Below are 22,168 nucleotides of genomic sequence, written 5' to 3'. Positions count from 1 at the left end.
GCTTTGCGTTCCACGCGGCGCCTGCCATCGCCCGGACGCATCATCGCGCATCTTACCTGTCGTGTATATATAAACGATTATTTTATAGGTGACCTAAAGTCACTGATGGACGAGCCTGAAAAGATTGAGACGCTTGAGTTCTTTCCTCTGTTAAACATATATAAAATATAGTTTTGTTAATGAACATGCTGGCACGAACGAAATGTCGAGTGAAATGGGAAGGGCCGCTTTCCCACGGACTTGGGCGGGGCGTGTCGAAATGACAGAGATGGCTGTGGGGACGCCTTTGCCGTCCAAACCTGCGGGCGGGCAGGTCTGCGCAATCGAGTGGCGGCAAAAGAGGTGATGACACCTTTTCGTGACCGACATGGGTGGCATGCATGCCGTGTTGCCCTGAAGACGCAAGGGCGAACATGGGAAGTGCGTGCTGACGCTGGAGCAGCGTCTCGGTGTGGAATGCTTTTATCCCGTCATCGTCCAGACCGGACGGCATGCTTCACGTCGCTTAGACCTGGAAACGGCTTCGTATGGCCCAGGTGGTGCTCGATTCGAAGCGGCTCTAGCCACGTTTGACCGTTTGGTTTCGCAATGTGCTGCGAAACCGCAACATTCTGTTGCGTTGCGGCTTGCCTCGATCTAAATTCGCCCTATAAGCTGTTCCCAAATAAATATGAAATGGATGTTCGCATATGAATGGTTCATGGATGAGCCACAACGTGCGACGCCGGAGGGGATATGAGGGGTTCCGTCCAATTGCGTAGAGCAATCGAAATCCGTCCGGTTTCCGGCATGGAGTCGCGTCGTGCCCGATGACCGGAGCCATCAGTACCAGGGTGATCGGGGAGAACTTCCATCGCCTTCGCATGCGCTCGACGGCGCGCCCGGGGAGTTCGATCTCATGTCACCAGTTCGGCTGACATCGTCTTTCAGCGAGCAGGATCTTTTTCTTGCCGCAGACGTGGGCGGCACGCATGCGCGCATTGGCTTGATCCGATTCAAATCCGCGACGGGCACACCGGAGGTATTGGCCTACCACGTTTACAAATGTGCGGATTTCACTGGCTTCGACCTAATCGTGCAGGCCTTCTGCAACAGGTTTGCGGTAGCGCCGCGGCACCTTGCCCTTGCATGTGCGGGCTTCCTGCACGATGGCGCGGTGGTGAACAACAATCTGCACTGGCCTGTCGTACCGGCTGCCCTTGAAAAGGCACTCGGTTTGAGCGAAGTGAAAGTCCTCAACGACTTTGAAGCACTCGCCTACGGTACGGCTTATCTGGATCCTGGCAGCGTTGTCACCTTACATGCCTCAAGACAAAACACAGCGGCGGAAGAGGGCGCTGCAGTCGTCGTAGGTCCAGGCACTGGCCTTGGCGTGGCGGTGCGCTTGCCGGGCGCGCCACCCAAGGTGCTGGCTACCGAAGCTGGCCACATTCAATTGGCCGCCCGCGTTGGCCGTGAGCAAGCGATCTTGAGCGAACTGGCACAAGCGGATTCCCATGTGCCTTACGACTATGTCTTGTCCGGGCCTGGATTGCTGCGCCTGTATCAGGCGCTGTGCCGCCTTGAAAGGGTGCAGGTCGAATTCGATGAGCCAGCGGCCATTACCGCGGCGGCATGTGCAGGCACCCATGCGCTGGCCGTGGAAACCCTGCAACGGTTTTGCGGTTGGCTCGGTTCCTTTGCCGGCGATCTCGCCATGCTCTACAGCGCCACGGGCGGCATCTATATTGCGGGTGGCTTTCTGTCACGCATGACAGATTTCATGGTGAGCAGCAGCTTCGTCGAGCGCTTTCTCGACAAGGGCGTGATGCGACCTTTCCAGCAAACGGTGCCGGTGCATGTCGTGGACCATGCGCGGCTTGGGGTCATTGGCGCGGCGAGCTGGCTTCATAGCCATGTCCATCATGATGCGCAAGAGGGAGCGGCATCCTGATGATCGAGCACCCATCCATCTCGCGCCGCATGGTTGGTTGGGTCGTCATGATCGCGGTGTTTTGCGGTGCCAACGCTGTCGCGATGAATACGCCGCAAAACATCACACCACCGGATGCGGCAACCATCGAACAACAGTGGGTGGCTGCCAATCGCCCTTACGACGCTGTGCGCCGCGCGATTCTCGCGCGGACTCACGCGATGGCCTGGCAAAGTCTCACGGCTTACCGCACGCCAGAATGGTATCGAGACGCAACGTTCGGCATCTTCATTCATTGGGGTGTGTATTCGGTAGCGGCATGCAAGGGGGAGTGGCATTCGCGCCATATGTATGAGCGCACAGGCGAGTACGCTGATTATTATCGGCATCAAATCGCCACATACGGCCCCATGCCGAAGGCGGGCTACAAGGATTTGATTCCGCGCTTCAAGGCCGAGCATTTCGATCCGCAAGCATGGGCGGCCTTGTTTCGCAAAGCAGGCGCACGCTACGTGGTGCCGGTGGCTGAACATCACGACGGTTTCGCCATGCACGACTCGAAACTGTCGGATTGGACGGCTGTGAAGATGGGGCCGCCCCGTGACGTGATCGGCGAACTGGCCAAGGCCATTCGCGCGCAGGGCATGAAACTCGGCTTGTCCTCGCATCGCGATAGGAGGTGGTGTTGAGTCAACGATGACGGAGGGTTGCGTACAACGTTCATAAATAAATGGCACGAAAGAAAAGAAGCATCACCCCAGAAGATCGCCAGCAATACATCCATAGATGCCAACTTCGGCCACGGCAACGGCCGGACGGCAATAGATATTGATTTTCATCGGGAGGGGAGAAGACATGAGTACCATTCGGATACGCCGTGGCGTATTGGCTAGTTCTTTGGCGTTGGCATTATTTGCTCCATGTGCTTTTGCACAGACCGCGACAACGCCGGCAGGCAATTCCCAGAACAGCGCTTCATCCAACAATCAGCAGCCCAAGACGCTGCAGAAAGTAATCGTGACAGGCTCACGCATTCCGCGTTCCACGATCGAAGGGCCGGCGCCGGTCCAAATCGTCACCGGCGAACAGATCAAGGCCCAAGGGTTCACTACCCTGTGGGAATTCCTCGATTCGATGCCGCAAATTTCCGCACCGGATTTCGCCAATCGCATTTCGACCTGGGGCAACAGCGCCGTCAATGCGCGCGTGGTAAATCTGCGTAACCTCGGTCCTGACCATACGTTGTTGCTGATCGATGGCCATCGCGTCACCGATTACCCTATGCCAGGCAACAACGGCGAAACCACGTTCCAGAACTACAACAACATCCCGGTCGGGATGGTCGATCACATTGAAGTGCTGGGCTCCGGTGCGTCGTCCATCTACGGGTCGGATGCTGTGGCAGGCGTGATCAACGTCATCCTGAAGAAGAACTACGTCGGCGACGACATCAAGGTCACAGCCGGTGGCGCCACCCGTGGCGGTCGTCGGTACGGTGATTTTCTCTACACGGGCGGCCGTTCCGGCGACAAGTGGCACCTGATGTATACGTATGAACACACCAATCGTTCACCGTTATGGGCACGCGATCGTTCTTACACGGATTCCGACGGCGACGCAGGTTATGGTGCTTATAACCCGATCGATCGCGCGTTCGGCTATCCGCGCAGTCCTGGCATCTTTCTGAATGGTCCAAGCGCTTTCAATTCAGTGAATCCGGGTACTCCCGGCAGTCCGGGCGCCGGCAACTTGTTCGTCAATCCACCTGCCGGGGCTTGCAGCCAGTTCGGCAACAACTTCAGCCAGCATAATTATCGCTCCGTCAATACCAGTGGCAGTCAGGTGCTGCCGGGTGTCACCCATTGGGGCTCGTATTGCCAGCAGAACGCGCTTTTCGGCAACTGGGTGCTCTCGCCCGGTTATCGCGCCGACAATGTATACGTAGCGGGCGAATATGACTTCAGCGATGCAGTGCAGGCCTATGGCTCAGTGGGCCTGTACACCAATACCGGCACCTCCAATACACAGCTGCCGGAATTCGGACCCGCCTTCGGGACCTTGCCCAACAATTTCTACGATCAGACGTCCGGCCAGGTCATCACCAACTACGGTCGCCAGCTGACGCCGCAGGAAATGGGTACCTATGGCAATACCCATGACTACGAGACCAACTGGGACATTCATGCCGGCCTGAAGGGCACGTTCCTGGATAACTGGGATTGGGATTTCAATCTCGGCAGCAGCAAATACCTCGTGCACGAGGACTACACGGCCCTGAATTACCAGGCCATGTCCAACTTCTTCTTCGGCAAGCAGCTGGGCACCACCACGATTGGCGGTACGACCTATCCGGTCTACGCCATCAACGCGCAGCGCTGGTGGAGCCCGATCACGCCCGCACAGTACGCGACGTTTGCGGCAGGTGGCGAGAACAGTGCTGTCAGCTGGATGAATCAGGCGACTTTGAATCTCACCAATGGCCAGCTGTTCAACACCTGGGCGGGACCGGTGGGCGCGTCGTGGGTATTCGAAGCCAATCACGAGGGCTTTTCGCTGGCACCTGATCCGCGCGGATTCAGCGATACCTTTGCGGATCCGTTCTTCAACTACTACACCGGCGGCGGCACCCGCACCCGGTTCTCAACGGCCACCGAATTCCGCGTGCCGTTGGCAGAGTCGGTTATCTGGACCATCTCCGGACGTATCGACAAATACGACGACCACAGCAGTGCGGACATCGCTAAAACTTGGGGTACGGGCATCGAGTGGCGTCCGATCGATGGCCTGCTGATTCGCGGCTCGTACGGCACCAACTTCCATGCGCCGGATATGCAGGCCATCTATCTCAACGACTCGGTGCAAACCGTCGGCGATTATTCCGACCCGTTACAATGCATCAAGACCGGCGATCGCACCTGCGCGAATTATCAGCACGCCAACTATTTCCAGCAGTTCCAGGGCGGCAGCCCCAATCTTCTGCCTGAAACGGGGCACTCCTGGACCTATGGGTTCGTGTGGGATATCCCGTGGGTTACGGGACTTTCGTTCTCGACCGACTATTGGCATATGGGCATCAGCAATGCGATCTCGTGGATCGGGCTGCAGCAGGCGCTCACCGATGAGGCGGGATGCCTGACCGGCTTGCAGGTCACCGGTGCGCCGTATATCGAGCACCCGCTTGGTTCGGACTACTGCAAAGAAGCGATTGCCAACGTCGTGCGTGATGCTAATGGCAACATCCTCAGCGTTCACACCGGCCCGATCAACGAAGCCTCGCTATATGTGAGCGGTATCGACAGCACGGTGGATTACAAGCTCTCGACCGAAAATTGGGGTCATTTCAATTTCGATTTGAACTACACCAACAACCTGCAATACAAGGAACGCACGCTGGCATCGGATCCGCTGCTCAATACGCGCTACAACTATCCTGCCACCAAAACCGTGGCAAACGTGCATTGGCATATCAATGCCTGGGATGTCACCTTGCATGGGGAGCGTACCGGCGGCATTCGTGCGGCCAACTATGGCGGTTGCGAAGTGCTGCCCAACGGCATCCAGCCAGGAGTGGGCGATCCGAACTGTACGCTCTACTTCGGACATGTTCCGAATTGGGTGATCTTCAGTACGTCAGCCTCTTATGCCATCAACGACAAACTGAAAGTTGGCCTGAGTATTTCGAATATCTTCAACAAGGTCGGCACGATCACGGACTACGCCGGTGGTTTCGAATTTATCCCCACCCAGCAAGGAGCGGATTACACCGGCCGCGAGATATTCATGAACCTGGATTGGAAGATCGACTGACGAGAAACCAAAGAGCCCGACTTGGTCGGGCTCTTTTTTTGTAGCTGCCAAAGAGCGAAGGCGATGTTGAAATACGTTTTGATCTGTTGCGTGGGGTTATCGGCCATCCTGGCGAGTTCGTATTCAAGGGCTGATATCACGATCATCCCCAAGCCGCAGCAGATGGAGGTAGGGGAAGGTGTGTATCGTCTGGACGCGCATACCGGCGTCGATACGCCTGACAATCCCAGAGCGCGAGACATCGCCTCGTTCTTGCGCGATGCTGTCACCCGGCAAACAGGCATCGTGCTATCGCACAGTCATCACGCGCATGGCATTGAACTGGCCATCGATCCATCCATAAAAGGAGCGGAGGCGTACCGCTTATCCGTGACGCCGCGCGGCATCATCATCCAGGCAGCTACCGATAAAGGGCTGTTCTGGGGTGTTCAGACCTTGCGTCAACTTCTGCCGATGAAACATGCGGCATCGGTACAGGTTCCGGTCGTACGCATCGACGATGCGCCGGCTTTTGCCTATCGTGGCTTCATGCTCGACGTGGGAAGGCACTTTTATCCTGTTTCGTTCATCAAGAAACAACTCGATATATTGAGCTATTACAAAATCAACGTCTTCCATTGGCACCTTACCGACGACCAAGGATGGCGAATCCAGATTCATCGCTACCCAAAGTTGACGGAGATAGGCGCGTGGCGGACAGAGTCGGACGGCCACCGCTACGGTGGCTTTTACACGCAAGATGATATTCGCGATGTCGTGCGCTACGCGCAGCGGCGCAACATCATGGTGATCCCGGAAATTGAAATGCCCGGCCACAGCGTTGCTGCGCTCGCGTCCTATCCCACATTGTCGTGCACGAACCAACCCTTGACCGTACCTACTACCTGGGGTGTGTTCAAAGATATCGATTGCGTTGGCAAGCCTGAAACGTTCACTTTTCTGCAGCACGTGCTGGACGAAGTCGTTGCGCTATTTCCGTCACCTTACGTGCACATCGGCGGGGACGAAACGCCGAAGGACCGATGGAAGACATGCGCTTCTTGTCAGGCATTGATGCATGCGCAGGGGCTCAAGGATGAAGAAGGACTGCAAAGCTATTTCATCCAACATATCCAGCGTTATCTGGCCAGCAAAGGCAAAACCTTGATCGGTTGGGATGAAATACTGGAGGGTGGAGCGGACAAGAATGCCATCATCGAGGTTTGGCGTGGCGATGATGAAGCTCGCAAGGCATTGTTGAATGGCAATCGCATCATTGTTGCGGGACCGTTCTACCTGGATGCGCCATTGGACAAGCTCACGACAGAGGATATCTATCGGACACAGATCGCGGGCAGCGGATCGTCAGCGAAGATAAGTGACGCAGACGATGTCTTCCGGATCCACCGCGCGCAGATACTCGGCGCTGAAGCTCCTCTGTGGAGCGAGCGCGCCAATCCGGTCAATGCCGAGTGGAAAATGTATCCGCGTATGCAGGCTCTCGCTGAAAACCTGTGGGATGGCAGTCATGGTGACGATGCCGCTTATGCGAATTTCGCTCGGCGGCTGAAGGCGCAATCTCCGTGGCTGGATGCGCAACAGGTGGCTTATGGCCCCGAAGATGGCCCGGTAGTGACATACAACATGACGGTCGATGCCGATGGCCACGGCTGGCAACTGCATGCCAAGCGCGGGTTTTCCGATTTGCACAATGCCTATACGCAGAATGGCTCCGAACCAACAGATCACTCTCCGATGTTTGACGACGTTCTCCACATCGAGCGGCCTGGCACCATCGATGTCGTGCCTTTCCGGCACGGCCTTCGTTATGACGAGCCAACGCATTTCGTTCTGAGAGCCAATCTGGCGCTGGGGCATCCTATTAGGTTTGCTCAGCCTGCATCGTCGGACTATGCCCCGGGTCGTGTGCTGCTGGATGGGGTCCTTGGCACCACCGATGTCCACGATGGGCGTTGGGCGGCGTGGCATGACAGCGACCTGGATGCCACCATCGACCTGGGCCGGGAGACGTCAATTCATAGCATCGAGGTTGGTTTTTTGCAGGCGCCGCAGTCCAGGATTCTGTGGCCGGGGCGGCTTGTGTTTTCCGAGTCCATCGATGGCAAGCATTGGACGCAGGTCTATACCCAAACCCCCACGCTGGATCTCGCATCGCCGCCGGCCATACAGCGATTCCAATTCCGTGCGGAGAAACCTTTTCCTGCCCGGTATGTACGAATCCAAGCCACTCGCCAAACCGACCTGCCAGCGTCGTTTGCGGACGGCGCAAACGACATCTGGCTGTTCGCGGACGAAATTCTCATTCAGTAATCCATTTTGTCGTCGCAGTCGGTGAGTCACATCGGGGGCGTGCGCTTTTTGAACGCCATTCATGGCCCCCGAGAAGCCCCTTTCAGGGGCTTTTTCTCGTTGCAATTATCGTAACGTTACACTAACATAGATTCATCAAAAATAAGGGGTTACAGAACATGGTTGATCCTTTAGATCCAGGAACTATCGCCATGCTGCTTCCGCAGCGTTCTCGTCGCGGCCGTCCGCCGACAGGGAAAGCAAAAACGGCAGCCGAACGCATGCGCGTATACCGCGCCCGTCATGTGCTGGTCAAATCTGAAGTGCTGCGCACGGTGATTTCGCAATGTCAGGAAATTCGCCAGTTGCTGGACAGCAACCAGGCATTGCGCAGCGAGCTTGATGAGGCCTATGCAGAGATTGCGCGTTTGCGCTCAGGCCAATAAAGGCAAAAAAGACAGGTGCCAACCCGCAGCACCTGTCCACGGAAAAACGATCCCGAATTATGGTGTCGCGTTGATCTGTTCTCTCGCGAAAGCGGCATTGCCTACGAGGCTGGACAGCGGTACCAGCTGACTGAGAAAACGGCCCCACTGCGTGATGGCTGCGGCACCCACCCAGACGACGTCACCAGCTTTTACGTGGAAGTTGTCCGCCAGGGCGAATGCGGCTGGTGAGCGTGCATTCAAGTGATAGACCGTGGCGGGCTCTCGCGCCAGATCTTTCACTCCGCGAATCACGTAGACCGACTTGGCGCTGGCGGTGACGGGATCCAATCCACCGGCACGTCCTAGCGCCTGGGTGAGGCTGAGATCATCCGTCTTGAACGTTATGGCCATCGGCCGCATCACTTCGCCCATTACGTAAATTTCTTTGTTGTCGTTGTAGGGCAGGAACAAGCGGTCGCCGGGCTTCAGATAAATTCTGTGCTCGGTGGCTTTGCCGATCGTGTTGAGATCGATGTGGTAGTTATGCCCATCTCGCGTCAGCACCAAATCGGAGAGATCGGCCTGTGCAAGATTGATATTTGCACTGCCGACGGCTTGCGCCAGTGTGAGCGGAATCGTCGTTGATTGCTGGGGCGTCGTGTTTGTAAAAGCACCGGCAAGCGTGATTTGCTGGCTTCCATAACTGATCACGCTGACATCGACTTGTGGGCTCTTCACGTAGCGGGTGAGCTTGCTTGTGAGTGTCTGCCGCAATTGATCCACCGTCATGCCCGCTGCATGGATCACTCCCGCATAGGGATAGAACAAGGTGCCGTCCGAACGCACAAGACGGCTGTTTGCAGCCGCCTGCTGCTGCGCGCCAGCAGGCGCAGTCAATTCCGGATGGTCCCACACCGTGATGTAAAGCGTATCGCCAGGCCCGATGTGATATGGCTCAGGCCGATAGTTCAACAGCTCCGGCGAAACGGACGGAGTCGACACAATAGGCTGGTTCTCAACCCACTGCGGCGTAATTTGAACCAATTGGACACGGCCCTTTTCTGGGTTCGATAAAGCGCTTTCAGACATGTGCTGCCCAGGCACAACAGCGCACCCATTGAGGAAAAGGGTTATCAGAACAACAGCCAGAACAGTCAATGCTTTCATGTGCACTCCACAGTGGCGCGTTGTGTCGGGATCGCTAAGGAACGAGGGGATGGATTTAAAATAGAACTCTCGAATCGGCCACGTTTAATTAATTAAACCCCCCGTCACCGTTAGTCGGCCGTATATGAACTATGGTCGAGCGCAACTTTTTTTCGTCACTTACGTATAGAGAACGTCTTGCAACGAGAACTGATGCAAATAGATGTCGCTTTGACAAACGAAGTCCTATAAGTGGATTTCGTTGTTTAGATGCGGAAAAGTAAATGTGTATGTGGGTGCAAGTTAGTTGCCATTCGTTTTGCTAGGTGTTTTTTTCGTCAACACAAAGAGGCCGCAACGGGCTGCAAGTCAGTGCCATGGTATCTATGCGGTGGGAGTGCATTTCTGCGTGTTCAAAAGCATTTTGATTGTATGCATAGGCAATATATGCCGTAGTCCTACCGCGGAATTCTTATTTCGCGACAAACTCATGCATTGCGATATTCATGTCAGCAGCGCAGGGCTTGGCGCATTGGTTGGCCGGCCTATCGACATACACGCCATGCGGATCCTGAAAAAGAAAGGTATTGATGCCGCACAACATCGTGCGCGGCAGGTCGAGCCTGAGATGCTGCGTGAGGCTGACCTGATACTGGCCATGGAGCGCGCTCATTTGGCAGCGGCGTCGCGCCTGGCGCCGGAAGCAAGCGGAAAAATGTTTCTGCTTGATAAATGGCACGACGCCAACGATGTACCCGACCCCTATCGCCAGCCGCAGCGCGTGTTCGAGAAGGTGCATAACCAGATCGAGCGCGGCGTCGAAAGCTGGCTTCGCTATTTATAAACGCTTCACCTGTTTGAGGAGCGGCCTTCCATGACCACCAAGCAGACCTTCTCGACACGCGACGATGACATCGATCTGCGTGCATTGCTCGGCACCTTGTCCGATCACAAATGGCAGATTGTTGCCATTACGATCGCGTTTCTCGTCCTCAGCGTGGCTTATGCCATTCTTGCCACACCGGTGTATCAGGCCAGTGCGTCGGTCCAAGTTGAGCAAAAGGCACCGACCTTGCCTGGCCTCGAGGATCTCAGCGAAACGCTCGGTATCTCCACCTCCCAGGCCATCACTGAAATCCAGTTGCTTACTTCGCGTTCAGTCGTCGGGAAGGCTGTCGAAAACCTGAAGCTTGATGTCGAGAGTTCACCAAAGCACTTCCCGATTTTTGGTTCATTCATGGCGCGCCGATTTGTAGCCAATCATCCGGGCGAGGTGGCATCGGCGCCGGCGGGACTTAGCCGGTATGACTGGGGTGGATCGCAGTTGGACATCTATCAGCTGCAAGTGCCGGCCGACTTGCTCGATGAGAAGATGTTGCTGATCGCTGGCGACCATGGCTCCTACGCCCTGCAAGACTCCGACGGCGATGTGTTACTGAAAGGACAGGCTGGCCAGGTCGCTACCGGAAACGGCGTGACGATGCAGGTGAGAACGTTGCGCGCCAATCCCGGCACGCGCTTTACGGTTATCCGTCACTCGCATATGGATACCATTGCCAATCTTCAGAAGCACATTAACGCTGAAGAGCAGGGCAAGGATTCGGGCATCATCGCATTGACTTACAACAATGCCGATCCGGTGCTTGCCACTAATCTGCTCGGCCAGGTCACCGCACTCTATGTACGCCAAAATGTCGACCGTAGCGCTGCGGAAGCAGCCAGCAGCTTGAAGTTCGTAAGAGAGCAACTGCCTAAGGTGAAGCAGGAACTGGAGCACGCGACGCAAGCGCTGAATGCTTACCAGCTGCGTGCTCACTCCGTGAACCTGGACATGCAGACGCAATCGCTGCTGGATCAGAATGTATCCATCGACACCAATCTCGATCAGCTGCGCATGCAGATGGCCGATGTCGAGCGGCATTTCACTCCTGAGCATCCTCAATACCAGGCTTTGCAACAGCAGATCAGCCAGCTGGAGGCTGAGAAGGGTGCACTTCAACATAAGATTGGACAGTTACCCAATACCCAGCAGGAACTGCTCAAGTTGAAGCGTGACGTTACAGTTACCAATCAGACCTACACCAATCTCCTCAACCAAGCCCAGCAATTGGATATTGCTCGTGCAGGTTCGGTTGGAAACGTGCGGATCATCGACCCCTCTGCGGTCAATCTGGCCAAGCCTTGGTGGCCGCGTCCGCTCTGGGTCATTCCCGGCGGTGCCGTGCTTGGCTTCCTTGCTGCGCTGGCATTCATTTTTACGCGCCAGCTGCTGAGTCGTGGGGTTGAAGATCCGGTGGCGATCGAACGTCTGGGCTTGCCGGTGTACGTCTCCATCCCGATGAGCGATGCTCAGCGCAAAAGCGGTATGCGCCTTAGTCGGAGTCGAGCGAGCAGCCATCAACATCTGCTGGCTTTGAAAGCGCCGGCGGATATGGCAACGGAGGCATTGCGCAGCTTGCGCACTAGCTTGCACTTTGCGCGTCTGGAGACGAAAAACAATGTGTTGATGATCTCCAGCCCCAGCCCCGGCGCCGGCAAGAGCTTCACCGCATCCAATCTTGCCGTGGTGATGGCCCAGGCGGGGCAGCGCGTATTGCTCATCGACGCAGACATGCGCAAAGGTACCTTACACAAGATGGTGGGGGGCAGGGCCGAAAACGGCTTGTCTGAATTGATTTCCGGACAGATTGATACGCCGCAGGCGGTCCGTCCCGTCAATGGGGTCAATCAGTTGTTCTTTATTGCACGCGGCAAGGTTCCGCCCAATCCCTCTGAGCTGTTGATGCACGCCAACTTTTCAGCCTTGCTCGAGAAGGTGAAATCACGCTACGACCTCATCATCATCGATACGCCACCTGTGCTGGCCGTCACCGATGCCGCTGTTATTGGCCATCATGTCGGTACGAGCCTGATGGTCGTTCGTTTCGGCGTCAACCAGACACGTGAAATCGCACTCGCCAAGCAACGCCTTGAGCAGAATGGCGTGCCGATCAAAGGCGCGATCTTCAACCTTGTAGAGAAGCGTGCCGCTGGCTATTACGCCTATGCTTACTACGCCTATGCGCCAACTGAAGTCTGACGTGTCCTTAACGGGTAGGGGGTCGGCAAGCGTGGATGGCCTGCCGGCTTCCTTCCCCTTGGCGGTTCGCGTGGCGGTTTCATTTGCTGGCGCGCCATGAATTCATCGACACCGGATGTTCGTCTGAGGATGGCCTTACCCCAAGGTTGGCGTCGTGCGCTGGGTGCCGTATCGATGCTTTGGGTCGCCACGGCACTGGGCGCGGTGCTGGCGTTTCTCACGCAGGCGTTGCTTGCGCGTGAACTTGGGCCCGCCAATTACGGCTTATTCGCATCGTCGCTGGCCACCATCACGATGGTGGCGCCGCTAGCCGGTTTCGGATTGCCGCAATACTGGCTGCAAATCTATGGAGTGGAAGGGTGGGGAGGGAATCGCTGGCTGCGTCCGTCATTGCGTTTCATCGCCGGAAGCACCTTGGTAACGATTGCCATTGTTGTGCTTTGGTCGATCCTGGGTGCGCCGCCAGATGCGCGGGATCTATTGCTGCTGTTGCTGCCTGTCGTGCTGGGAATACTGGCAGTCAATCTGATTAGCAGTCAGTTGCGTCTGGAGGAGCGTCACCTCACCTTGGCGACGTGGCAATTGATGACCCCGGGAAGCCGAGTCATGGTTGTCGGGTTGCTATGGTTTGTTCAGGCGCCCGATCTTCGGCTGGTCGCCATAGGATTCAGTGCTATTTCGCTGTGCGTGGCCGCGCTCGCATGGCCCGCGCTGCTGACGATGTTGCGTGGAGGCATTCGGCTTTGGGGGCATGGTTCCCCGCCTGCAGCGGACCCTACTCAAGTGTCCCCTCGCGTGCGGCAGCTGTGGTCGCAGGCCTGGGCTTATGGCACGGAAGCGGTGCTGTATCCGATCTTTTTCCAGATCAGCACGGTATTGCTCAAATATCTTGGCGGTAACGCGCAAGCAGGCATTTTTGGTATTGCACTGGGTGTGATGACTGCCATCTATCTCATCCCAGCCACGGTGTATCAGAAGTTTCTGCTGTCCAAGTTGCATCGCTGGGCGGTGCACGATCCGGGTAAATTCTGGACGGTCTACCGGCACGCGAACATGGCAATGCTGGCATGCGGTATTTTGGTGGCGGTTGTGCTGGTATGGGTGGCGCCTTGGGTAGTACCGATTATCTTTGGCGAGAAATACCGGCCGGTCATCCATGTTTTGATGATCCTTGCGCTGTGCGTTCCCATCCGCTTCCTTTCCACGGGCGTGAGCTCCGCCTTGCTGAATGAGCGGCACATGCGCTACCGCGTGCTTGCCATGGGTACCAGCGCGGTGATCGTTGTCATAGCCAACATCATATTGATCCCGCGGTATCACGAATGGGGCGCGGCTATCGCGACCGTTATCGGCGAAACATCGCTGTTGGCGGCGATGTTCATCGGAATGCGTCGATTCCACGCCAGGCGCGCGGCCTGAAGAAGAGAGTCGGTCGCATCGCCTGGCATGACGATGCGACCGGAACGGTTTTTACTTCAGGGGGGAAACTTTGTTGTTCGACTGAGAAACATTGGTTGCTGTACTGGCGATCATGATGTCTCTCGCTACCCATCCGGCTGAAAAGATCGACTGGTTGTGTGCATAAAACCAGGCGGCGCCATTGTAGTCGATGGTGTTGTTGTCGATCTGCACGTTATTGGTCGTGCCAGCAATGTCGACGCCGAACAGGTAGTTCTCGCTCAGAAGGCTGTTCGTGATCGAAAGATTGTCAGTACCGCTATCGAACACGCCGTAACCTTGGTTGTTCTCAGCCGTACATGCAGCCAGTACGACGCCGGTAACGTTGTCGTGCAGTTCAAGGCCATTGCCGACGTTGCCCGACATAACCGTTCCTTCGAGGCGCACCTGCTGGGTCTTTCCCTGGGTCTGCGGCTCGATGTCGATACCCGCCTGAGGCGCGGCGCCGTTGGATCCGGTAAAGCTGCTGTCGTACACATATACCTGCGTGGCCGGGCCGATCGTCAGGCCTTGGCGGCGATTGTTCTTGGACTTGACGCGCGTCAGCGTTACGCCCTGCGAAAGCACCGCGCTGCTGCCCGAGCCGGTAGCGCCCACTAATACGCCATCGCCCCAGCTGTTGGAGACGGTCGTGTCGTGCACATAGACCGTGCTCGAACCTTCGATGTTGATGCCATAGCCCCATTCGCCGCCGGTACCCTGGTGACTGTTACGCTCACCAACGAAGTTGCCGCCAACGATCTCCACGTTGTTCACGTTCCACACCTTCACGATCCAATAGCGCTGGGCGTTATTGGGAATGGCGGTGAGATACGCACCACCGTACAGCGACAGGCGCGTGTGCGAACGCATGTTGATGCCCTTCAGGGCGTTGATCATATACGTGCCGTTCGGCACCACGACCGTGCCGCCGCTGGCGGGCAATGCATCGACCGCGGCCTGGAATGCGGCGGTATCATCCGTCGTGCCATTTCCCATGGCGCCCATGTTGCGAACATTGATAACGGTCGAACCGATCGACACCGACGGCGTCGGATTCCACCAATTTGTTGCGGATGCCGGCAAAGACACCGCTGCCATCGCCACCGAGGCGGCGACCGCCAGCAACGATTTACGATAAGAAACGGATTTGATCCCCTTTGTTGTGAATGTGCCCGAATTCGGGGCGATACCTACCTTCACGCTTTTCGGCGTCAACTTATTTTCCACCTTTGAAACAGCCTCTTTTGTGTCAAGTGCGAGGCTAAGGTGCGTCATTTATGCGTGAAAGCGCAAGAGCGGAAATGTGTTTCCGTTCACACTAAATTGCGGTACGCGAAATTAGAAGCGGCAAAACGTTAACTTCAGCGTGAATGACTTCAAGTACATGAATCATATAGACGTCTAAACGTCTATATTATTCATGTATGTGATGGAAATTAATGGGAGTGAGACAAACTGCAAGGCGCCTGTCTGTATGCTTTCCTTGCTTATTTTCTTGGATTTTCACGCCTCGATGCGGGTGACGCGAGCATCGCCATCGTTTTGGAGGAGTTCGCTATAGACGTCGATCGTTTTCTGGATCACGGTGCGCTCATCAAAATCCCGTAATGCGCGCCAGCGCGCGGCTTCGCCCAGTCGCACCAGCAATTCGCGATCATCATCCAGGCGTATGATGGCGGCGGCCAGGGAGGCCGCATTGCGAGGCTCTATCCGCAGGCCATCCACGCCATCCTGCGTGACGACTTCCCGGCAGCCAGGGCGATCGGTAGTTACCACGGCCAACCCACAAGCCGCACCTTCGATCAGGCATTTTGGCACGCCTTCGCGGTAGTAGCTGGGAAGAGCGATCACATGCACACTGCCGAACAAGGCTGGCATGTCGTTGACATGCCCCAGCCAGCGAATCAGGCCGGCATCGGCCCAGCCATGTACCTGATCGGGCGCTACGGCGTGGGGGTTGCCAGGGTCCGGCGAGCCGGCCAGCACGAATTCCACGTCCCGGCCTTGTTGCTGCAAAAGCGCCGCTGCATCGACGAATTCCTGGATGCCCTTTTCCCAAAGCAGCCTCGCAGCCAGCAATACACGTAGCCGCTCGTCCGGTTTGTTCGATCGGCGAGCGGGGTGGAATCGTGTCGTATTGACCCCAGAGCTGCGGATGACGCGAACCCTTTCTGAGGAAACGAGCCCTGCGGTGAGAAATGCTTCCGCGTCATCGGGATTTTGCAGAATGAGCAGCGAACGGCCGCTGCTGAGCGTGGCACGCAGCAGCCCTCTTACGATGGGGCGAAGCACGCGAGCCTTGAAACTGTCGCTGGTAAATACGTACCCCATCCCCGCGACGGCATTAACGACGTGCGGCACGCGCGCCAGGCGCGCCGCGAGTGAGCCATACACAGCACATTTGAGGGTGAAGTTATGCAGCAGATCAGGCCTTTCCCGGCGCAGAACCTTTGCGAGGTGATAAAGCGTGTGGGTTTCCCAGAGCGGATTCAGGCTCGCCCGATCCATAGGCAGCGTAATCCAGCGAAGTCCATGGGAAGCAAAGCGAGCACCGAAATCGCCTGACGGTGAAACCATGACCACTCCATGCCCCTCCGATTGCAATCGCAACGCGGTAGACAGTCGGAAGTTGTACAGATACCAATCTGTATTGGCGAAAAAAAATATTTTCATGGCTGACGAACCGTAGTGGGGAGTTTTCGTCGTGCTACTGCGAGAACGTGTTGCCGGAGGCCTTGACGTCGCTGGTGGTTTTATCGATACGCAGTTCGGCGCTTTGCGAGGTGGTGTGTCCGGACAGCGCCGACGCGAGGCGCCGCACATATCGGGCGCTATTGCCAGCTAGCGTATTTCCGGTGATCTGGACGTGCATCGTCTTGCCGCCGATGGTTACGCCGACCAGTCCGTTGGCACGGATGACATTGTCGGAAATGGTGACTTGCTGTGGATCGACCGTCAGGACACCGTAGCCGTTATTGCCCTGAATGGTGCAATTCTTGATGATCACGTTTTCGACGTTGTAGTGGGACTCGAGACCGGTTCCCTGATTGCCGGTGATCGTGCAGTGACTGATTGTGATATTGCGAGCCATGCCTTGCGCCTGCGGTTCGATGTCGATGCCCGCCTCCGGCTTGGTGCCATGCGTATTGCTAAAGGTGCTGTTCATCACGGTGACCCCATCGACAGGGCCGATTGACATGCCCTGACGGCGATTGTTGGTCGATACCACGCGATTGATCGTTACATTCGTGGCCGGTATTGCATGCCCGTCGGGTCCTATCGCACCCACCCAGATGCCATCGCCCCAGCAGTCGGAAATATGCATGTCGGAAACGCTGACATGGTTTGATGCTTCGATGTTGAGCCCGTAGCCCCATTCACCCGTAGTGCCGAGGTGACCCTCGCGTTCGCCCACAATGCGGCCACCAACGATGCGCACGTTGTTTACTTTCCACACCTTGATCACATGCGAACGAGGCAGGTTGTTCGCCATCGCGGTGAGCTGGGCAGTGGGCGCCATCTGCAGCAGCATGTTCGAGCGAAGGCTGATGGCTCGCGATGCATCTATCAGGTAATTGCCGGGCGGCACCATGACGGTCCCGCCGCTGGCGGGTAAGGCATCGATGGCGGCCTGGATGGCTGAAGTATCGTCATGCACACCATCGCCTTTGGCCCCCTTGTCGCGAACATTGATCACGACCGTGCTACTGCTCGATGTTGCGGCGGCAACCCGCTCAACGATAGCGCCGGAAAACAGCAAAGGGGCCAAGCCAAGCCAAACAGACTGCCGGAGGAAGTCCCGGCGTTTCAGCGAAGCGCAATCGATGACGATTCTATGCTTCATGACAGCTGCCTTTGTTCCGGCGACCGCGAGGGCTTCGTGGGGCTACGCATGCGGCTTAAAAGCCAGGGCAGTGTTATCGCCAATAGATAAAACTTGGACGCAAAATACTTGTTTTCGAGCCGGTCGCGATGTTCTTCCAGCCAGCGCGGAGCGCCGGGCAATAACGCCTGGGTCTGCGTGGCAAAAGCATGCACTTGATCAAAGCGCTGCTGGGCGAGCCCGCATAGGTTGAAGCGGAACGAGCCCTTGGATACGACGTAGGGAAGTTGTTCGAAGTGCCGAGCAATGTATCGGCGCATCAAAACTTTGTTGACGCCTCCGGCGCTGATCAGGCGATCATCAGGGACGTCATTGAAAATCCAGTCGCGGAAACGTTCATCGCAATAGGGATAGACCAGGCGAAGCGCCAACGCGCGGGTGGTATACATGCCTTTTGCCATGGCTGCCGATTCGGCAATCACGACCGACATACGACGTACCGCTTCGGCTGATTGCGCGGCGACGATGTCGGCGTGGAACGTACTCATACGCTGCCGCGAATACTCGGCGACGCTCCAGCCAAATAGCGTATCTACCTCGTCGTCGCTGAAGCGAGAGCCCGGGAAATAGCGCTCGAATTCGTCCATTTGCAACGTTGCGAGCGCAAAGCAAAGCCTGAAGCTGCGACTGATGAGCCGTGACTGGAATATACGTTGGGGAAAATGGACGCCGCGTGCCAGGAAGGCCAGTGCGCGTTCCTTGCCGTGCAGGGGCGTACCGAAGTATTGATCCGAGCCAAGCGCATCAATGATGCCGTCACCGTGGTGCAGGCTTACTTGTGTTGCCAGATCGGCGTAGGAGAGCGCCGCAAAATCAGCGGTAAGCAGTGGCATCCGAGGAACTAGGGCGAGGTAGCGGTCGTAAGCCCGCCCCGGATCACAGACCAGTGCCTCATGCCGCAAGCCGAGCTTCTTGGCCACAAAGCGTGCCGATGCGATTTCATTCTCTTCATTGCCGCCCAGGTAGGTGAGGCATGTGGTGTCCGGACGTGCGTCCGCCACGGCAATTGCCATGGAAGTGGAATCCTTTCCGCCACTCTGCAGCAACCAGGGGGAGCGCATGTCCGTCGTCGAGCGCGCTACGGCATCACAAAGCAGCCGGTGATAGGTTCGAAGAAGTGCTTCGTCATCTTCGGCGTCTGCGGGTGGACGCGAAGGCGCCAGGGCGGACTGGTACGCAAAGTGGAAACGCGGATTCGCATGCATGTCCTGTCGTGGATCGAAGCCGGACGATGCGATCTTTACGTTCCGATAAATGGAGTGGGGCGGATAAACAAAACTGTTGCGGAGAAGATCGGCCACTGAGATCGGATCAAGGCTTGCTTCATGATGCTCAAGCTTTTCGATGGCCGAAAAATCGATCTTGTCCTGGTAGGGCGATATGGCGACCTGAATACGCGATCGCACAGCCGTATTGTCTACTTGTTTTGGCAGCATGGCGGGTGTCATAGGGTTGCCAGGGGAGGGACGTGAAAATAAATGTCGACGAAGTCGGCCAAAGAGTTTTTTACGGCGCAGCAAGGGCGCGCGCGGCAATGCCGCCCGGATTTTGAGAAGACGTGGCTTGGCGCGAAAACTGACGTTGACGCGCCTGTTGGCTGAGATAGGGCCGAAACGGAAGCGCAGGTTGTCGCTCATGAGATGACACCTTCCACACGCGCGACGCCTCTCTGGGGCGCTCCCGCGTGCATGTGGCTCACCAGCCATGGAAGTACCATGGCAAGCAAGTAGAATTTGGATGCGAAGTACTTGTTGTCCAGTCGGCTGCGATGTGCCTCCAGCCATGGGGCGGCGCCAGGCAGCAAAGCCTGGGTCTGCACGGCGAACGCATACACTTGGTCGAATCGCTGCCGCGCCAGGCCGCGCAGATCGAAGCGGAAGCAGCCCTTGGCTTTGACATAGGGCAGATGGTGGAAACGCTTGGCGATGTATTGACGCATCAGGACTTTGTTCAGGCCATCGGGTCCGATCAGGCGATCATCCGGAACGTCATTGAAAACCCAATCACGGAAGCGCTCATCACAGTAGGGATAAGCCAACCGCATCGACATCGCCCGGGCGGCATACATGCCCTTGGCCAAGTGAGCCGACTCACCGACGACCAATGAAATGCGCCGGATCGCCTCAGCGGAAGCGGCAGCCGACACATCGGCTTCGAAGGTCTTCATCCGTTGACGGGAGCAGCCGGAAATATTCCAGCCGAACAACGCATCGACTTCTGTATCGCTGAATCGCGAGCCAGGGAAATAGCGCTCGAACTCATTCATTTGCATCGTAGCCAGCGCAAAGCACAACTTGAAGCTTTGACGGATCAGGCGGGAGGTGAACAGATCCGGGGGGAGGCGCAGTCCGCGCGCCAGCATCGCCAGGATGCGATCCTGGCGATGCAACGGTACGCCGAAATACTGATCTGAGCCGAGTGCGTCGATGATGCCGTCGCCCTGATGCAATCCGACCTCGGTGGCGAGATCCACATACGACAGCGCGGCGAAATCCGCTGTCAGCAGGGGAATGCGTCGGACGATAGCGAGATAACGGTCGTAAGCCCGCCCCGGATCGCAAACTAGTGCCTCGTGACGAAGGCCGAGGTGGTGCGCCACGAAGCGCGCCGAGGCAACTTCGTTCTCCTCATAGCCACCGAGATAAGTGATGCAGGTGGTGTCCGGACGTGCATCGGACACCGCGATAGCCATCGACGTCGAATCCTTGCCGCCGCTTTGCAGAAGCCAAGGATGTTGAATGCCTGCAGTGGAGCGGGACACTGCCTCGCTCAGCAGCCGGTGATAGGTGTGCAACAGGGCCTCATCATCCGCCGATTCCGCCGGCGGACGTGACCGGGCCAGCGCAGATTGGAAGGCGAAATGAAAAGGTGGATCGTCGTGCATGTCCTGGTTCGGGTCGAAGCCCGTTGCGGCGATCTTCACATCCCGGTAGATGGTGTGGGGCGGATAGACAAATGCATTCCGCAAAATATCGGCAATCGAAACCAGGTCCAGCGGCGATGGGCCAAGGTCGTACCCGTCGAGTGGTGAAAAGTCGACTTCCCCTCTATTCGGACACGTGTCAATCTGAATTCTCTTGACGGCGTCCAAAGGCGCTTCCTGGCACTCGCTGAGCGACGCACTCATACAATCACCTGATTGTTGACGTAGTAGTAGAAGACTGCGCATGCAACGAGCAGTCCGCCGCGGAGAAGAATCGGATTGCGAAATATCAAAAGGCGGTTGTGAAAGAAAATAGCCGCGACCATCAATGACGCTGCCAGATACACCGACAGTAGATAGCGATTTGAGAAATTGCCCCATCCGACCAGGAAGAAAGGAAGCAGCATCACGAGGTATACCGCCGTGCTGTCCTTGATGCGGGTGGCGAAGGGGGTTCGCACCATGCGCGCAAGCAAAAACGGCAGCAGATACCAAAAGATCGAGAAAACGGCGAAATCGATGCGGACACCGGATCGATATTCGGCCCCAAGCCTGTAGTCCATGACGGCGTTATAGATAAAGGGGGCGGCCGATCGCACCACGATCATCGTCAGCCCGGTGCAATAAGCCACGAACGCAAGCGCCGCAATAACCCGAAGCCATTTCAGAGGAAGCAGCAGCAGCGGAGCAAAGGCGATGTACAGCAGCGACGAGTAGTGAAAACTGGTGGCAAGTGCGCCATAGAAAATGAACGTACGCCATTGGCGCCGATGGAACGCCATCAGGGCGGTAAACACCGGAAGTGCCGCAAGCCCTTGCCGTACCGCATTGATCGATGCGTTTACGAACATCGGCGAGATCAGCAGGAACATCAGGCAAGCGATGAGAAAGGTCAGAAAGCCGCGTTCGCTTCCCAGGTACGTGAAGTAATGACGACTCGCGATCACCGCTACGACAAGCAGGATTGCGCATAATGCCGATTGATAGCCATCGATGCTGATGCCTGTCGCGCTCAGCAACCGCGAGATGATAAGAAATCCCGGTTCGAATCGCGTCCTGACATAGCCGCCATGCAGTTCATGAAAAAAGGAAGCATAGACATAGGTATCCGTTCCGACATTGACGCCCCGCGTGCCTACCACCATATCGACAAAGACACATGCCATGACGATCAGCATCAAGCTGAGCAAGGCACGCGCGTTCGATGTAATGTTTGAGGCGCCGGAATATTCGATGTATGGCGTGGTTGAGTTCACGGGAT

At 56.7% G+C, this 22,168-nt stretch carries 15 protein-coding genes; 8 read left to right on the top strand and 7 right to left on the bottom strand.

The features are described from left to right. Positions 1-802 precede the first annotated feature (802 nt). The 5 genes from AC4HNJ_RS16430 (at position 803) to AC4HNJ_RS16410 (ending at position 8,454) form a co-directional block, all read left to right on the top strand. A complete protein-coding gene (locus tag AC4HNJ_RS16430; RefSeq protein WP_490480679.1) occupies positions 803-1,933 on the top strand; it encodes a glucokinase in 1,131 nt (376 codons plus the stop codon). After that, positions 1,933-2,601 carry an alpha-L-fucosidase gene (locus AC4HNJ_RS16425; RefSeq protein ID WP_490480678.1) on the top strand — a complete coding sequence of 223 codons (669 nt, stop codon included), beginning with the start codon at positions 1,933-1,935 and terminating at the stop codon, positions 2,599-2,601. Before AC4HNJ_RS16430 ends, AC4HNJ_RS16425 begins: the two co-directional genes overlap by 1 nt. 166 nt (positions 2,602-2,767) lie before the next feature. Next, positions 2,768-5,719, top strand: coding sequence for a TonB-dependent receptor domain-containing protein (locus AC4HNJ_RS16420; protein WP_490480677.1), 2,952 nt, complete (start codon positions 2,768-2,770; stop codon positions 5,717-5,719). Positions 5,720-5,782: 63 nt separating this feature from the next. Next, positions 5,783-8,029, top strand: coding sequence for a glycoside hydrolase family 20 protein (locus AC4HNJ_RS16415; protein ID WP_490480676.1), 2,247 nt, complete (start codon positions 5,783-5,785; stop codon positions 8,027-8,029). A 158-nt stretch (positions 8,030-8,187) separates the two neighbouring features. Beyond that, positions 8,188-8,454, top strand: a complete 267-nt coding sequence (locus AC4HNJ_RS16410; protein ID WP_490480675.1) for a hypothetical protein — start codon at positions 8,188-8,190, stop codon at positions 8,452-8,454. Between the two features lie 57 nt (positions 8,455-8,511). On the opposite strand, the gene AC4HNJ_RS16405 is transcribed toward AC4HNJ_RS16410, so the two are convergent. Next, a complete protein-coding gene (locus AC4HNJ_RS16405; protein WP_490480674.1) occupies positions 8,512-9,438 on the bottom strand; it encodes a polysaccharide biosynthesis/export family protein in 927 nt (308 codons plus the stop codon). Between the two features lie 451 nt (positions 9,439-9,889). Here AC4HNJ_RS16405 and AC4HNJ_RS16400 point away from each other — a divergent pair, with 451 nt between their 5' ends. The 3 genes from AC4HNJ_RS16400 (at position 9,890) to AC4HNJ_RS16390 (ending at position 14,080) form a co-directional block, all read left to right on the top strand. Continuing rightward, positions 9,890-10,426 (top strand): low molecular weight protein-tyrosine-phosphatase, encoded by a 537-nt coding sequence (locus AC4HNJ_RS16400; protein WP_490480673.1) that lies wholly within the window; start codon positions 9,890-9,892, stop codon positions 10,424-10,426. 30 nt (positions 10,427-10,456) lie between these two features. Beyond that, positions 10,457-12,661, top strand: coding sequence for a polysaccharide biosynthesis tyrosine autokinase (locus AC4HNJ_RS16395; protein WP_490480672.1), 2,205 nt, complete (start codon positions 10,457-10,459; stop codon positions 12,659-12,661). A 96-nt stretch (positions 12,662-12,757) separates the two neighbouring features. Then, complete coding sequence (locus AC4HNJ_RS16390) at positions 12,758-14,080, top strand: lipopolysaccharide biosynthesis protein (RefSeq protein WP_490480671.1); 1,323 nt, start codon at positions 12,758-12,760, stop codon at positions 14,078-14,080. 51 nt (positions 14,081-14,131) lie between these two features. Here AC4HNJ_RS16390 and AC4HNJ_RS16385 read toward each other — a convergent pair whose 3' ends face one another. From AC4HNJ_RS16385 to AC4HNJ_RS16360, 6 genes are all read right to left on the bottom strand, one after another. Next, complete coding sequence (locus AC4HNJ_RS16385; protein ID WP_490480670.1) at positions 14,132-15,316, bottom strand: right-handed parallel beta-helix repeat-containing protein; 1,185 nt, start codon at positions 15,314-15,316, stop codon at positions 14,132-14,134. 288 nt (positions 15,317-15,604) lie between these two features. Continuing rightward, entirely contained in the window at positions 15,605-16,774 is a 1,170-nt protein-coding gene (locus AC4HNJ_RS16380; RefSeq protein WP_490480669.1) for a glycosyltransferase family 4 protein, read from the bottom strand. Between the two features lie 34 nt (positions 16,775-16,808). Then, positions 16,809-17,945, bottom strand: coding sequence for a right-handed parallel beta-helix repeat-containing protein (locus AC4HNJ_RS16375; protein ID WP_490480668.1), 1,137 nt, complete (start codon positions 17,943-17,945; stop codon positions 16,809-16,811). Next, the gene (locus tag AC4HNJ_RS16370) at positions 17,942-19,621 is read right to left on the bottom strand and encodes an asparagine synthase-related protein (RefSeq protein ID WP_490480667.1); all 1,680 of its coding nucleotides are present in this window, start codon (positions 19,619-19,621) and stop codon (positions 17,942-17,944) included. Before AC4HNJ_RS16370 ends, AC4HNJ_RS16375 begins: the two co-directional genes overlap by 4 nt. Beyond that, positions 19,618-21,111: an asparagine synthase-related protein gene (locus AC4HNJ_RS16365; protein WP_490480666.1), complete on the bottom strand. Its 1,494-nt coding sequence runs from the start codon at positions 21,109-21,111 to the stop codon at positions 19,618-19,620. Before AC4HNJ_RS16365 ends, AC4HNJ_RS16370 begins: the two co-directional genes overlap by 4 nt. Further along, positions 21,108-22,163 (bottom strand): EpsG family protein, encoded by a 1,056-nt coding sequence (locus AC4HNJ_RS16360; RefSeq protein ID WP_490480665.1) that lies wholly within the window; start codon positions 22,161-22,163, stop codon positions 21,108-21,110. Before AC4HNJ_RS16360 ends, AC4HNJ_RS16365 begins: the two co-directional genes overlap by 4 nt. Between the last annotated feature and the right edge of the window lie 5 nt (positions 22,164-22,168).

Source organism: Dyella sp. SYSU CM1112, from assembly GCF_058216415.1.
Note: the sequence above shows the minus strand (reverse complement) of the source record. Positions and strands in the feature narration are given on the sequence as shown.

Excerpts from the sequence above, each read along its gene's own strand:
- AC4HNJ_RS16425 (WP_490480678.1), top strand. The coding sequence starts at position 1,933 with ATGATCGAGCACCCATCCATCTCGCGCCGCATGGTTGGTTGGGTCGTC.
- AC4HNJ_RS16420 (WP_490480677.1), top strand. The coding sequence starts at position 2,768 with ATGAGTACCATTCGGATACGCCGTGGCGTATTGGCTAGTTCTTTGGCG.
- AC4HNJ_RS16415 (WP_490480676.1), top strand. The coding sequence starts at position 5,783 with ATGTTGAAATACGTTTTGATCTGTTGCGTGGGGTTATCGGCCATCCTG.
- AC4HNJ_RS16410 (WP_490480675.1), top strand. The coding sequence starts at position 8,188 with ATGGTTGATCCTTTAGATCCAGGAACTATCGCCATGCTGCTTCCGCAG.
- AC4HNJ_RS16395 (WP_490480672.1), top strand. The coding sequence starts at position 10,457 with ATGACCACCAAGCAGACCTTCTCGACACGCGACGATGACATCGATCTG.
- AC4HNJ_RS16390 (WP_490480671.1), top strand. The coding sequence starts at position 12,758 with ATGAATTCATCGACACCGGATGTTCGTCTGAGGATGGCCTTACCCCAA.
- AC4HNJ_RS16380 (WP_490480669.1), bottom strand. The coding sequence starts at position 16,774 with ATGAAAATATTTTTTTTCGCCAATACAGATTGGTATCTGTACAACTTC.
- AC4HNJ_RS16375 (WP_490480668.1), bottom strand. The coding sequence starts at position 17,945 with ATGAAGCATAGAATCGTCATCGATTGCGCTTCGCTGAAACGCCGGGAC.
- AC4HNJ_RS16370 (WP_490480667.1), bottom strand. The coding sequence starts at position 19,621 with ATGAGCGACAACCTGCGCTTCCGTTTCGGCCCTATCTCAGCCAACAGG.
- AC4HNJ_RS16365 (WP_490480666.1), bottom strand. The coding sequence starts at position 21,111 with ATGAGTGCGTCGCTCAGCGAGTGCCAGGAAGCGCCTTTGGACGCCGTC.